Here is a 13731-nt window from a genome sequence, read left to right on the forward strand (position 1 = left end):
TTGACTCGTGGCGTGTTCGCCTTTCCAGGTTGCGGAACAGGCGAACACGCCACGAGTCAACGTAAGGGTGTGGCCGCGCGGTGAAGCTTGCGGTCACCGCTGGCTTGCTTTATGGGCATATGCGGGACCAGACCCATTTGCCTCCGTTGGGGTCGAGTGTGTAGCCGCAGGCTGTGGAGAGCGCCTGTACGAGGGGGAGGCCCCAGCCGCCGTTGTTGTCGAAGGACTCTTCGGAGAGATCGAGATCTTCGAGGGTGAGTTCGACGATGGGCTTGGGCTTGGGGAGCCGCCGGCTGGAGTCCCAGACGGCGATGATGATCCCTTCGACGTCACGGCTGAGTTGAAGGCGGATCTCGCGGAGTGGGGTTGCCTCTGCGGCATTGGTTACTAGTTCTGCGACGATAAGTAGAGCATCGTCGAGAATGTGAAAATAGTCCCATTTGCGTAGCCGTTGATCGGCAAGTGTACGCGCCAACCCGACTGCGGCGGGGGAGCCTAGCATCGGCATGAACAGGCCGTCTGTCCTCGGTGCCAGCATTGTCGCCTCCTGGACACAGTTCCCGATTTCCTGTGCACAAGATTCGGGCGTGCGTTCTACGCTCGCCGGGTACTCGAAGAACCCAAAAACAGCGGAGGATCAATGCCGCTCGTCCGCGATCCACTCGACCCCAGAGACTCGATGTATCACTTCCTCGCCTTCTACCTGCGCTGGTGGCGCGAGAAGGAGGGGCTGTCCCTAACGCAGTGCGGACAGATCATCGGAGCCGCCCGTTCTACTGTTTCCAACCTGGAGGCAGGTCGGCAGCGGCCCCATGATGACTGGATGCGGATGCTCGACCTGAAGTACGGGACGGGCCTGCTCTTCCAACTCCTGCTCTGGTACGCCCGCATGGCGCATGATCCCGACTGGGCGCGCCAAGTCATGGGGTACGAGAAGCAATCGACGTCGATGAAGATCTACCACGGCCAGGTCATACCGAGGCCCTTCCAGACCGAGGACTACATTCGGGGGCTCGTACAGGCCAGTTGGCCCACAGAAGATCCAGAGGCGAAGATCACTCGGCGCATGCATCGCCAGAACGTCATCCTGGAGCGTGAAAATCCGCCGCTGCTGTGGCTGCTCATCGACGAAAGCGTGCTGGCCCGCCCGGTCGGCGGAACGGAGGTCATGAGGGCTCAGCTTGAGCATCTCCGGAAGATGGCCTGTCTGCCGCACGTGATCATGCGTATCGTCCCCACCTCGGCCGGACCTCACTGGGGGCTAGACGGCCCGTTCCAGGTGGTCAGCCTGGAGGGCCGAGATGTCGCATTCGCGGGGGCGCAGAACGGTGGGAGGTTGATCGAAGCCCCCGGCGAGACTCGGCACTTTTCGACTATGTTCGACCGCATCGGGGCGAAGGCGCTGCCCGAAGATGCCTCGGTCGGTCTTGTCGATCAGTACCTGGAGAACTACACATGATGCCGAGTTGGCGGAAGAGCTCCCACAGTGGCGGTGTCAACGACGAGCAGTGCGTCGAGTTGGCACAGCTTGCAGAGAGTGTGGGGGTCAGGGACTCCAAGGACCCGGCTGGTGGGCATCTGAGCCTGTCCGTTGATCAGTTCGCCGGGCTGGTTGAGCAGATCAAGCACAGCTCGTCCACCTCCTGACCTCGCCCCCGGCCCGTTCCTGCCCGTTGACTCGTGGCGTGTTCGCCTTCTCGCGTACGGGATAGGGCGAACACGCCACGGGTCAACGAGGGGAGCGGTGCGGCGGATCGTCCTGCTCAGGTGTCGTCCGGCCAGGGTGGCGCCGGCTCCGAGGGCCGCGCCCAGCAGTGCCGCGCCGAGACGATCGCGCGGGGCGCGCCGCCGCGCTTCCCCCTCGTCCATCGGAGGGCCCTGCGCCTCCGCCGCCCGGTACTCCGTGTCGATGCTCCAGCGGTAGCGGCGACCCTGCGCGCAGCGTGGATGTCTACAGCGAGGCTTCGGCAAATGCAGTCGGTGCCCGCCTCAGGCATCCGAGTGTTGCGGTGCCGGTGATCACTGTCCCGTCCCAGGTCGTACCGCTGCTCCTTCTTCGCGGCGGGATCTTGTCGTCCTGAGACACCGCCTGTACGTTGCCCCTCTGTGGTGCCTGGGTGGGGAGTGGCATGGGGGAGTACTGGTCCGATGGACGGCGCAAGCGCGCCGTCGTTCGGAATGGCAGTGTGGGCGAGCCCTTGGAGCGTGACTCGCGTCGGGAGGTTCTGGAGACGGAACTCCTCCAGAAGATGGCGGGTGACCCGGCAGCGTCCAAGCCTCTCAATAGCAGGGCGCGACGGAAGTACAGGCGTCGGCGCGAACGCGAGCGCAGGAAACTGAACGGCCTATAGCCACGGCTCGCGCGGTGGCACTCGATCGACTCCGTTGACTGCCATCGGTGTCGGGTGGAACTCTCGGCCGCCAAGGATCAGCAGTACGGGCTGCCCGACGCTCCTGAGCGACGGCCGTGACCACGGCGCCGATCACCCACCGTAGTGGCACTGTCTTGGCCGCGTAATGAATGTCGGCATTCGCGAACCGGATGCCCTGCAATTTCCCAGGGTGCCGGAATGTGAATGCCGAGTATCGTTTCCGGCGTGAGTCACCTGCCGGTTCCGCCCCGCCCCGATCCCCTGACAGGACGACCGCGGCCACCGGACGCGCCGCTGCAGGGCGAGCCCCGTGCACGCGACAACTCTCCGGGTGGGGCGAAACTCGATTCCCCGAACGGGCGCGGACCGGCGCTGGCCTGGCTCAACCCGCGCCGCCGGGACGTCATCGGCCTCATCGCCGTGTCGGTCGGCCTTCCCGTATTCACCACCACGCTGATCTACATCACCATCACCCAGGGCCTGGAATCGGAACTCGACGGCCTCATCGCCATGCTGGGCACCGAGGCGTACGGCTGGATGCCCAATCCCCTGCTGTGGCTGCCGGCGCTGGTGGCCATGGTGGCCTTCGCAGCCGGCCTCTACCGGAAGCTCTGGCTGGCGGCCGGCGCGGACTGGCTGCGCTACGGGAACAGCCGGGTGGACACTTACGAACTGGTAAGAGTGTCCGTCAACAGATATAGCGAGACTTCCATCCTCCTCCTCATCGATTCCGGCGGCAGCAGAGTATCGATCGACGCCAGAGCGCTCATGCGGAACCGCGATCTGTGGAACCTGGTCTACAACGGGATACTCCACTCCGTGGCCTACGGCGGAGCCGCTGTGGACGCGAGAACGAGAGCACTACTCCAACTCGACCAGTACCCGCAGGTGGAACGTCCCGTCCACCGATCCTGGTGGAGCACGGCCTGGTGGGCCGTGCTCGGCTTCGTCAGCCTCGGAATGCTGACGCCGGTCCTGGCCGCCGCAGGGGCCTGGCGGCTCAGATCCTGGTCCGCCGCCGCACTCGCCACGGCGGCTGCCCTGCCGCTCGCCGGGGGACTCGCTTTCTTCCTCCTGTTCGTACCCGACGCCAAGGCCTTCTTCCAGGAATCCCCGTCCGCCTTCGAGGCCTGGGTCTTGGGGATCTGCGGCATCGGCCAGGTATCCGTCTGGACGGGCTCGATGTTCCTCGTACCGCTTCGCCGCCACGTTCTCGACCTACCGCGGATGAGCGCCGCCCGAGTCCGGTTCGCCGAACTACGCCGAACCTGACCACCACCGCGCTCGGCCAAGCGATCGACGCGCGCTCCATGGACGCGGGACAGCGGCGTGTCAATCTCTGAGCCTGCCCGTCTGCTGACAGACGCGACCGCAACGGCGCCACCTGTGAAGACGCGCCGAACAGCCCGTTCCACCCCAGATAGCGGCTGGGACGTGGAGCTGATAAAGCTCGATGGCGTCGAGTGGCTGCGCGTCCGCCGCCTCGGGTGCCGCCAGAGCCCGCGGCTACTGCCGAACCATCGACGAGGTCCAGGAACTGCTCATGGCGGCGGGGCTCACGATGGCCGGTCTCGTTGAGGTGCTGCCCACGGCGGTGACACGAACCGGGCTCGGGCTACTTAGATGGGGCCACGCCGTAGAGCCTTTTTCCCGATCAATTCCGGGGTCCTTCAAGTGCGCTACTGAGGTGAGCTCCCTCTGCGCTCTTACTTCCTGCAGCCGGTGAACTGCGCCACTCGCGTCTCGCATCGACCGCCGTCGGCAAAGACGTATGCGGCTGACATCCGCCGAGGTTCATGCACCACGAGTCGTTCGAAGCCTGCCTCATCCAGCCGCGTCAGTAGGAAGTCGAGCAACTCCTCCACGAAACGCTCACAGCGCGCCACTCGCAGATCGTCCCATGGGCGCGCCATGGTCCGATCAGATCAGCCACCGCTCGGCAGGGTCGCCCTGACATCTGGCCCGACACCGATCCCCCCGTTGAGCCAGTCTTCGGCTAGGGAACTCGACGCCCTGGTAGAAGTGGGATTCAGGGTGTTCGCTGAGCTTTGCCGCGGTCCTGCCCGCCAAGGTCGAGGGCGCTGAGAGGGGTTCTTGAAACCTCAGTGCGAGATCGCGAACTGGCACTGCGGAGCTTGCCGACGAGTCGCCCCAGCACCTGCCATGGCCAGGGGCATGGTGTCCCCGGCTTCGGAGGCCACCGCGGAGTCCGCGCCTCCCGCAGCCCCGAGTCACAGCCGCGTCACAGCTGTCGGCACCCTGCTGTGACCGTCGGTTGGCTAGAACGGTGCGGGCCGGATGGTGATCAGGTTTGTCGATCAGGAAAGGCCATGATCATGGACGAGGATTCTGTACGCGGTGTCGACCGGCGGCGGCTGCTCGGGTGGGGAGGCGGGCTGGCGGCCGCCGGCGTGGTGGCCGGCGCGCAGATGGCGGGCTCCCGGCCCGGGTACGCCGACCCGGCCCCGACCGGCCACGATGTCCCGCCGGACACCCGGCCCGGCGGAGCCTACGACCGGTACGTAGCCGAGTTGGCCGCGCAGGGCAAGTTCTCCGGCGTGGTGCTGCTGTCGCACCGGGGCCGGACGGTGCTGTCGCGCAGCTACGGCATGGCCGACAAGGAGAAGAGGATCCGCAATCATCAGGGCATCGCGTTCACCCTCAGCTCGGCGGGCAAGCCGTTCCTCGCGGTGGCCATTCTGCAGCTGGCACAGCAGGGCAAAGTCAAGCTGTATGACACGGTGGGCACCCATTTGCAGGGCTACGACCAGGACATCGCCGAGCAGGTGAACATCCACCACTTGCTCACCGCCACTGCCGGGCTGGACGCCCCGGAGCTGGACGTGCAACGCGTCTTCAACAGCAGGGAGGAGGTGCACGAGTACTACCAGCAGTGGTCCCGGCAGGCGAAGCTGGTGGTCCCCCCGGGCTCGGCCGGCCAGGGCCACACCAGCGGCGGCGGCGCCGGCATCGTCATGGCCGCGCTGATCGTGGAGGCCGTGAGCGGCAAGACGTACTGGGACTACGTCCAGGAGAACATCTTCGGGCGCTGCGGCATGACCGGCTCGGCGTTCTGCACCAGGCCGCAGTGGCTCACCGGCGAGCACATCGCGCATCCGTACATGACGCTGGCCGATGGCAGCCAGGTGGACGCGATCCGCAACCTGGACAAGGGCAGCCCGGCCATGCTGGGCAAGAATCCGGGCCGCGCCTTCATCGATTCCCTCGGGGACGGTGGTTTCGCCACCGCGCCCGATCTGGTCCGGTTCGGCAACGCGCTGCGCGACGGCACATTGCTGGACCGGCACTACGCCGATCTGCTCACCGGGGCCAAGATCCCCCAGGCGCCCCAGAGGCAGGGTGTCCAGGCCGCCACCGCCGACGCGTCGTTCAACGCCTACTCGATGCCGGTCCGTATCGTCAACGGCCAGTGGGCGTGGAGCCGCGGCGGCGGCAACCCCGGAGTCGGCGCCAACTGGACCATCTACCCCGACACCGGCTGGGTCGGGGTCATCCTCAGCAACATCGACGGCGTGCCGCTGCAAGAGATGTCCCGGCGGGAGACGCAGGCCGTCACGGGTTAGCAAGGAGGAGCAGTCCCTGAACCGATGGTCTCGGTTCAGAGACAGCTTCTGACCTGCGGCGGGCGAGCTGTACCACCGGTACGAACGCGGTCTGGAGAACCAGCTGAGCGTCCTCGACCTGGTTGTGAATTGCGTCGTTCCGTGGTCGACGGTGTACCTGGACGCCGCCGTGCACCGCACGTTCACCCTTGCCGGTGGCGTCCAGGCCCAGGTCCACTCGTTCACCTTCCGGTCGGTGGCCGGCGCCGACCGATGCAACGCGACCAGAAGCCGCGCCCGGATCCGTGTCATGACGGCCGCCTCGCGGGCTCCCGGGCGTGACGGGGGACCGTTACCGGGGCTACTGCCGCTCGGACTTTGGAGGGGCGGCGTCGAGCGTCTCCAGGGCGCTCTCGAACGCGGCACGTTCGTGGACGAGTTCGGCCCAGTCGCCGGGTCTCTCTGTAAGGGCAAGGCCGTCCGACTCGTGGAGGTCCCACAACTCCGCCTCCACCCAGCACAGCCGCCGGTACTTGGCGGGGGCCATGCTCTGGGAACCGAAGTCCCAGCCGACCGCCGACACGGGCTTGCCGGAGAACTGCCGCTGCGCCCTGTCGACATAGCGGTCGGACGTCACCGTGCCCGGATGCAGGAACGACAGGTCGAACCCGTTGTCACCGAGACCGAACGCGGCGAGGCCGTACAGGAACGTCACTCCGACCTGCCGCTCCGCGCAGAACTCCGCGATCCGGCCGGCGCCGAGCAGGGTCCCGGCGTACGAGACGACGTAGACCTGGGAGAGCGGGTGCGCGTCCAGGAAGTGCCGCAGCGCGGTGACGATCGTCGCTCCGGAGGCCACGGTGTCGCCGATGAGCAGGACGTCCGCCGGTGCATCGAACTGCTCGTACGGCACCTCGACTCGGGCCTGCTGCGCGGACACGGCGGCCCGGGATGTGGCGATCATGTTGGCGGGCAGGTTGTGGCCGGTCTCCGCCGCCACCGCCGAGGCGAGCTGGTAGACCAGCCCCTTGCTCAGGATGATCAGTTCGGCGGTGTCGGCGGGCCGGTACTCGTCGGCGAGGTGGGCGATGAAGTGCCGGCTGGAGCGCAGGCAGGCGTCTCGGAAGGCGACCCCGGTGAGGTTGCGGTCGAACAGCAGCTCTTCGAGAGCGGTGTTGTGAACGAGGAACATCCTCGGCTCGCATCGGCCGTCCCCGATGAGTTCGGCGGTGCTCGATCCCGTATCGCCGATCACCTCAGACTCTTCCGCCGCAGGCCCCCGCCTCCAGCCGTCTCAGTGCTTCCTGCATGGGCGGGTCGCCGGGAAGGACGTTGGTCCGATACTCCGTGACGGCCCGGTCGAGCCACTCCGGCAATGGCCGCGCGGACGGCGCCGAGGGCCGGGCATGCCGGACGAGCGCCTCGCCGGCGTGCACGAAGTCCTCGGTGACCTCCGTGGCCAGTGCGGCGACGTGGGGATGGACGTAGTCACGCACACGGACGCCGCGATACTCCAGCTCGTCGGCGCGGTACTTGGAGTTGCGGGGGGCGACGACGATGAGCGGCGTGCCGAGGATGGCCGCCGCGGTCATCTCGACCCCGATGCCGAGGCCGCGCCGTTCCCGGGCGTCCACGATGATCGCCGAGGCCACCATCACCTGGTACATGTCCCGCCCGAACTGCCCGAGCGTGTTCTCCGGATCGGTGATGGGATCGTCCGGATTCAGGAAGACGATCTCGTGCGGGGCGGCGCCCTTGGCCACCTCGAACCTCTCGATGTCCGACCAGCAGAGCTTCTTCTCGTCCGAAGCCCCCTTCGAGATCGATCCTGAGCAGTAGACGGAAATGGTCATCGGTGGTCCCTCTCGTGTCGGTGGTCGCGGCAGGGTGGTCGCTAGTAGTCGGCAAGTGCTTCGGCGACCGCCGAGACGTTCGCCTTCGCCCCGGCATAGCCGTCCGCGCGCTGGAGGCGGGCCGATCGCCTGGCCTTCAGCGCCGCGATCCTCAGCGGTCCGATCGAGCGCTCTCCGAAGAGGCGTTCCATGACGAACCCGAACTCGGGCAGCGATCTGAGCCGGAGCAACTCCTCCCAGCTCGCGATCCTGTGCACGAACTCGTGGATCCTGATCCAGTGCAGCGCCGGCTCCATCCGGCGTGCCGACAGCAACCGGCCGTCCATTCCACTGAGACCGCAGGTCAGGTCGCCTACTGGGAGATCGGTCAGGAGCGAGGCGTCCAGGCCGAGCAGGTAGCCGCGCAGATAGGCGCGGGAGAGGAAGAACGCGAGCAGGGCACGTTCCGCGGGGGCCGGTGGAGTCGGCAGCGTGGGCTCGACGAACCGTGCGATGAACGCCTGCCCTTCGAGCCGTTCGGGCGTCCTGGCGAGCATGCGTTCCGCCCGGAGGTGGGACCGGCGCCACCTCCGGGCGGTGCCGGTCACGACCCCATGCAGGTCACCACCAGGGAGCAGCGCCTTCCGCCACAGCTCCCCGATATCACCGGCTACCCCGCCACCATGCCGGGGAGCCCACATGAGGCCCGGATACCTGGGCGCGGTCGCGCCCAGGTAGGTGTTGACGCGATCACGCCGGTACTCGGCCGCCTTCATCTCCTGGTACGCGGCCAGATCGGGCACCGGCGAGGTGTAGCGGACGGCTCCGGCGTCGATCAGCGGCTGGAGGCAACCGAGGAAGATCCGGTACCAGGGGATCTCGAAGAGGTAGGAGGCCGGGACCACCAGGTGGCTCTCGGTCAGCAGGACCGCCAGCCGGGTGGCGTCCAGAGCCTGGGCCAGCATGAGGTCGCCATGCGTTCCCGAGACGTCCCGCCCATAGCAGGCGAGGACCTCGGGATTGGTGTACTGCACGAAGACAGGCCGTTCGCGCTGGTAATCGACCACATTGTCCGGCAGGACGGCTTTGCCCAGCACGGCCGTCACATAGATGTCGCGCATGGCCGTGAAGGCGTCCCGCCTGGCTACGACATCTCCGGCGATCTCATCGCTCATCGTCGCCCGCACGAAAGGAAATGTGCTGGTCCCGGCCGGAGATGAACGCATCACGGCCGGCGCTCACATTCTGCGAGCCTTCCGTGTTCACCCCGCGCTGCACACTATGGACGAATTCTTGTGCCTCTGCCGCGGCCTCGGGATGCTCGACCAGGAACCTCACCAGCACGGCGGTCCATCTCTCCCGCTCGGCCTGAACGGCCACTTCCGGATGGACTTCCCCGGTCACCCTGCGGGCCGATTCCTCCAGCTCACCGACCAGTTCCTCCGGGACCGCATCGGGTGCGCGGCCGACCATCCGCGCGAACCGCACGCGGGCCGTACTCCAGAAGTCCGTGGCCATGGCCTGCACCAGCGCGGCTCCCGCAGCGCCGGCGAGGCCCGCCAGGGCCGGGTCCATATCGCCACACCTTCCGATGCGGGCGGTCTCGCCCTCCGGGTTCGTATGGTCCTCGAGTTTGGCCTACTCCGCGAGCACGTTCCAGGATTCACCCGAGAAAGCAAGGTGATTCTTTCCGCCTGATCAAGAAGCCGCTGAGATCACCGGGCATACCACCGCCAAATGGCGCGTTCCAGAAGGGATCATGCGGCAGCGTGATCAACCATTCGGTCCTGGCGTGGGTGTCAAGACCCGCGCGATGTCGTCCGGGCCGCGTTGGCACGGTGCCGATATCACTAGTAAAGGAATTGACTATTAACCATTGTTGGTAGCCGGACTGGATCCCGCCGGCTTGATCGTTCGAGTCGACTTCCGGCCGGATCCGGGTCGATGCACTCGCGGGTGCGGCCGCCGTCCAGTGCGGAAGAACCGATCTTCATGCCGTGATCCCGGTCAACGGGCCGGGAGGCTGGAGCGTCCTACGTTCCGCGTGGCGTAGTGTCACAGGGATGTGCTTGTGTATTCGGTACACACGCAGTTTCATGATCCAGATCTGGAGTCGCCGTGACCGGAGGAACCGACGGGCTGTTCCCGCACCCTGACGGAGAGCAGCTCGCGATGGGGCGGGGAGGTCCGGGTCGGCCGGTCGAACCGGTCAAGGCGGAGCATCCCCTGGACCAGCCGCAGGCGTTCGCCGACGGGACGTCCTTCGAGGTACGCGACGAGCTGGAGTCGCTCATCCGGCGCGATCTGCTCGGTCCCTGGGACGGTCCGCTGGAGGAGTTCAAGCCCAAGGCGATGGGGCCCCGCGAGCGCTACCTGGTCGGGATGCTCGGGCCCAAGCACGCGGCGACCTCCGCCGTCCAGGCCGCCGACGAGATGCCCGACACCGAGACCGGAGTCAACGAGGGGACCGAGAGCGAGCTGCCCGAGGTCGTCACACCGCAGGCGCTCGGGCGGATCTGGGCCTCGTCGATGGGCCTGTCGTTCTGCGTGCCGGGGGACGTGGAGACGGTCAGCGTGCACGCGGAGTGGGGGCGCTACCAGCAGCACGAGCAGGAGACCGAGGACGGCAAGAAGACGCGGGCCTGGGCGCGCGAGCCCGTCCCGTACGACCGCGTGGTGCGGCTCGACGCAGAGGAGTCGTACCGGATCCCGCTGACCGGCGAGCACGAGGACGCACCCGGCGTCCTGCTCGCGGTCACGGTGCGGCCGCGTGACGGCAAGCGGGTCGTCGAGATCGCGCTGATCAACCAGCAGCAGGAGCCGGCGACCAACAAGGACACCGCCTGGATGTTCCAGCCGGAGCTGACCGTGACCGCGCTGGACGGTGCGCGGGCGATCTTCCTGCCGGTGGACGATCCGGCCGACGACGTCGACGCGGTCGGCGACGATGCCGAGGAGCTCCATCTGCGGCTGCTCTACCGCAACGAGCGCCGCTACGCCGCCGGGCGCAACGTCGCCGTCCACGCCGACATCGCGGCTGGGGACCGGGTGGCGCACCGGCTGACCACCACCTGGCTGCCGGTCCACAACGTCCCCGCCACCATCGCGCCGACCGGCCCCGGCACGCCGCTGGAGCATGTCGAGCTGTCGATGGACGTCCTGGCCACGGCGGGCCCGGCGGAGCTCAAGGCCGGGCTCCAGCCGCTGATCGACGGATACCAGAGCTGGCTCGAACGGCGTGAGGCCGAGATCCCGGGCCTGCCCGGGCCGCTCCAGGGCGCCGCCGTCACCGCCGTCCAGGACGCGCGCCGCGCGGCCGGGCGCATCGCGGCCGGAGTGCGGCTGATCTCCGAGCCGGGCGAGCCGTTCCATGGCGAGGCGCTCCAGGCCTTCCACTTCGCGAACGAGGCGATGGCGCTCCAGCGCCGCCACACCGCGCTCGCGCCGCTGCGGGACGAGGGGCTGGGCTTCGCCGAGGCCGAGGCGGAGATCGCCGCACGGGGTGCGGGGGCGGCGAGCTGGCGGCCGTTCCAGCTGGCGTTCGTGCTGCTCAACCTGCCGTCGCTGACCGACCCGGGCCACCCCGAGCGCACCGCCGACCACACCGCGCTGGTCGACCTGCTGTTCTTCCCCACCGGCGGCGGCAAGACCGAGGCCTACCTCGGGCTGACCGCGTTCACGTTCGCGATCCGGCGGCTCCAGGGGACGCTGGGCGCCGGCGAGGACGCCCGCGACGGGCTCGCGGGCGTGGCGGTGCTCATGCGTTACACGCTGCGGCTTCTGACCGCGCAGCAGTTCCAGCGTGCGGCTGCGCTGGTGTGCGCGGCCGAGGTGCTGCGGCAGCGCGACCCCGAGGTCTGGGGGAGCGAGCCGTTCAGGATCGGGCTCTGGGTCGGCGCGAGCGTGTCGCCCAACTGGTTCCAGGACGCCAAGGACCAGGTCATCGAGGCGCGCGACTCCGGGCGCGGGCACCGCGCCAACGTGCTGCAGACGCTCGCGTGCCCCTGGTGCGGCGAGAAGTTGCTGGCCGAGCGCAACCTGCACATCGACGATGACCGCCGCCGGATCCTGCTGTACTGCGCGCGGGGCGAGGGCCAGGACGCCTGCCCGTTCTCCAAGCGGATGGCCAGGGACGAGGGACTCCCGATCCTGACCGTCGACGAGGAGATCTACAGGTACGCGCCCAGCCTGGTCATCGCCACCGTCGACAAGCTCGCCCAGCTGCCCTGGAAGGGGTACGCGGGGATCCTGTTCGGCCGCACCCGCAGCCGCTGCGACCGGCACGGCTTCCGCCACGATGACCTGGACGAGAAGATCGGCTGCGCCGGCTCGCACCACAGGAAGGGCTCCCTGCCCGGCGGGCAGGCCCGGCCGATCGTCCGGCTGCGGCCCCCGGACCTGATCATCCAGGACGAGCTGCACCTGATCTCCGGCGCGCTCGGCACGACGGTGGGCCTGTTCGAGGCCGCGGTGGGCGAGCTGACGGCCTGGCCGTACGGGACGGGCCGTACCGGCCCCAAGATCGTCGCGTCCACCGCTACCACCAAGCGGGCCAGGCAGCAGGTCCTCGGCGTCTTCGGCCGCGATCTGGCGGTGTTCCCGCCGCAGGTCATCGACGTCTCCGACACGTTCTTCTCGCGGCAGGAGCCGGTCACGCCCGAGAACCCGGGCCGCCGCTACCTGGGCGTGTGCGCGCACGGCGTCCGGTTCAAGTCCGCCGAGATCCGGCTGGCGGAGATCCTGCTGCTGGCCGGCCAGACCCTCTACGACCGCTACGGCGCGCCCGCCGACCCGTACATGACCCTGGTCGGCTACTTCAGCGCCACCCGCGAGCTGGCCGGGATGCGCCGCTACCTGGACGACGACGTCACCACCCGGGTCCGGCGGCATGGCAAGGCCAAGGGGCTGTCGGACCGCATCGTCACCCGTACCGGCATGCTCGCCATCCAGGAGCTGACCTCACGGATCTCCTCCGGCGACATCAGCGACGTGCTCAAGCGGCTGGAGCACGAGTTCGACCCCGAGCTCGACACCTCCAAGCGCCGCTACGACGCCCCCGCCGAGATGGCCCGGTTCATCACCGAACGGCGCGCCGCCAAGTCGGGTGCCAAGCCCGTACCGGCGCACCCGCTCGCCGAGCGCTTCGGCAAGCGGCGCGACGACCAGCTCGATCCTGTGGACGTGGTGCTCGCGACCTCCATGCTCCAGGTCGGCGTGGACGTCTCGCGGTTCGGGCTGATGGTGATGACCGGGCAGCCGAAGAACACGGCCGAGTACATCCAGGCCTCGTCCCGCGTCGGCCGCGACGCCAGGAGGCCCGGCCTGGTCGTCACCCTCTACAACTGGTCCCGGCCGCGCGACCTGGCCCACTACGAGGACTTCGAGCACTACCACGCCACGTTCTACCGGCAGGTCGAGGCGCTGTCGGTCACCCCGTACACACGCAGGTCCCTCGACCGGGGTACGGCCGGCACGCTCGTCGCCGCGGTCCGGCACGCCGTCGAGGGGCACTCCCGCAACCACGACGCGTTCGACGTCGACCGCGACGACCCGCTGGTCCAGGGCATCGTCAAGCGGCTGCTCGCCCGGGCCGAGGCCGTCGCCCAGGCACGCGGCCGCGACTACCTCGCCGAACGGATCGAGGTCGTCCTGGACGAGTGGGACAAGCGCCGCAGCGGCGGCAGCGCCCGGCTCGGCTACCAGAACGGCACCTGGAACAAGCAGACGGTCGTGGGGCTCCTCAAACCGGCCGGCAACGGCCGCTGGGAGACCATGACCGCCGGGATGTCCATGCGGGAGACCGAGAACGAGATCAACCTGCTCTTCCCGGGCGGCGAGTCCATCTTCACCCCGCACTACCACGAGCCCGCCTGGTCGTTCGGCCCGCCCGCCGAGGCCGACGGCGAAGCCGAGCCGGCCGGCGACGAGCTCGGCCAGTCCGCCTTCGACGGCAAGGGAGCCTGA

The 13731-nt window shown here is 68.2% G+C and carries 10 protein-coding genes; 5 read left to right on the forward strand and 5 right to left on the reverse strand.

Annotated elements, in window-relative coordinates:
* Positions 1-109 precede the first annotated feature (109 nt).
* Entirely contained in the window at positions 110-538 is a 429-nt protein-coding gene (locus tag ACH34Q_RS32190; protein WP_395986884.1) for an ATP-binding protein, read from the reverse strand.
* A gap of 102 nt (positions 539-640) precedes the next feature.
* On the opposite strand from ACH34Q_RS32190, the gene ACH34Q_RS32195 reads away from it, so the two are divergent.
* The 4 genes from ACH34Q_RS32195 (at position 641) to ACH34Q_RS32210 (ending at position 5956) form a co-directional block, all read left to right on the forward strand.
* Complete coding sequence (locus ACH34Q_RS32195; protein WP_395986885.1) at positions 641-1459, forward strand: helix-turn-helix transcriptional regulator; 819 nt, start codon at positions 641-643, stop codon at positions 1457-1459.
* Positions 1459-1647: a DUF397 domain-containing protein gene (locus ACH34Q_RS32200; RefSeq protein ID WP_395986928.1), complete on the forward strand. Its 189-nt coding sequence runs from the start codon at positions 1459-1461 to the stop codon at positions 1645-1647. Before ACH34Q_RS32195 ends, ACH34Q_RS32200 begins: the two co-directional genes overlap by 1 nt.
* Positions 1648-2597: 950 nt before the next feature.
* Positions 2598-3644: a hypothetical protein gene (locus tag ACH34Q_RS32205; RefSeq protein WP_395986886.1), complete on the forward strand. Its 1047-nt coding sequence runs from the start codon at positions 2598-2600 to the stop codon at positions 3642-3644.
* A 1064-nt stretch (positions 3645-4708) separates the two neighbouring features.
* On the forward strand, positions 4709-5956 hold the full coding sequence (locus ACH34Q_RS32210; RefSeq protein WP_395986887.1) for a serine hydrolase domain-containing protein: 1248 nt from the start codon (positions 4709-4711) through the stop codon (positions 5954-5956).
* Positions 5957-6296: 340 nt separating this feature from the next.
* Here ACH34Q_RS32210 and ACH34Q_RS32215 read toward each other — a convergent pair whose 3' ends face one another.
* From ACH34Q_RS32215 to ACH34Q_RS32230, 4 genes are read right to left on the reverse strand one after another with little or no spacing between them, the layout of a single operon-like run.
* Positions 6297-7190 carry a hypothetical protein gene (locus ACH34Q_RS32215; RefSeq protein ID WP_395986888.1) on the reverse strand — a complete coding sequence of 298 codons (894 nt, stop codon included), beginning with the start codon at positions 7188-7190 and terminating at the stop codon, positions 6297-6299.
* Between the two features lies 1 nt (position 7191).
* A complete protein-coding gene (locus ACH34Q_RS32220) occupies positions 7192-7788 on the reverse strand; it encodes a hypothetical protein (RefSeq protein ID WP_395986889.1) in 597 nt (198 codons plus the stop codon).
* A gap of 41 nt (positions 7789-7829) precedes the next feature.
* Positions 7830-8942 carry a hypothetical protein gene (locus ACH34Q_RS32225; RefSeq protein WP_395986890.1) on the reverse strand — a complete coding sequence of 371 codons (1113 nt, stop codon included), beginning with the start codon at positions 8940-8942 and terminating at the stop codon, positions 7830-7832.
* The gene (locus ACH34Q_RS32230; protein ID WP_395986891.1) at positions 8932-9342 is read right to left on the reverse strand and encodes a hypothetical protein; all 411 of its coding nucleotides are present in this window, start codon (positions 9340-9342) and stop codon (positions 8932-8934) included. Before ACH34Q_RS32230 ends, ACH34Q_RS32225 begins: the two co-directional genes overlap by 11 nt.
* A 543-nt stretch (positions 9343-9885) precedes the next feature.
* Between ACH34Q_RS32230 and drmA the strand changes: the two genes are divergently transcribed.
* Positions 9886-13731, forward strand: coding sequence for a DISARM system helicase DrmA (gene drmA / locus ACH34Q_RS32235; RefSeq protein WP_395986892.1), 3846 nt, complete (start codon positions 9886-9888; stop codon positions 13729-13731).

It is taken from the genome of Actinomadura sp. 9N407 (assembly GCF_044326315.1).
In the GTDB taxonomy this organism is placed as follows: Bacteria; Actinomycetota; Actinomycetes; order Streptosporangiales; family Streptosporangiaceae; genus Spirillospora.

What these genes read in the sequence shown, in the direction of transcription:
- ACH34Q_RS32220 (WP_395986889.1), bottom strand. Translation starts at nt 7,788, where the DNA reads ATGACCATTTCCGTCTACTGCTCAGGATCGATCTCGAAGGGGGCTTCG.
- ACH34Q_RS32200 (WP_395986928.1), top strand. Translation starts at nt 1,459, where the DNA reads ATGCCGAGTTGGCGGAAGAGCTCCCACAGTGGCGGTGTCAACGACGAG.
- ACH34Q_RS32230 (WP_395986891.1), bottom strand. Translation starts at nt 9,342, where the DNA reads ATGGACCCGGCCCTGGCGGGCCTCGCCGGCGCTGCGGGAGCCGCGCTG.
- ACH34Q_RS32225 (WP_395986890.1), bottom strand. Translation starts at nt 8,942, where the DNA reads ATGAGCGATGAGATCGCCGGAGATGTCGTAGCCAGGCGGGACGCCTTC.
- ACH34Q_RS32190 (WP_395986884.1), bottom strand. Translation starts at nt 538, where the DNA reads ATGCTGGCACCGAGGACAGACGGCCTGTTCATGCCGATGCTAGGCTCC.
- ACH34Q_RS32195 (WP_395986885.1), top strand. Translation starts at nt 641, where the DNA reads ATGCCGCTCGTCCGCGATCCACTCGACCCCAGAGACTCGATGTATCAC.
- ACH34Q_RS32210 (WP_395986887.1), top strand. Translation starts at nt 4,709, where the DNA reads ATGGACGAGGATTCTGTACGCGGTGTCGACCGGCGGCGGCTGCTCGGG.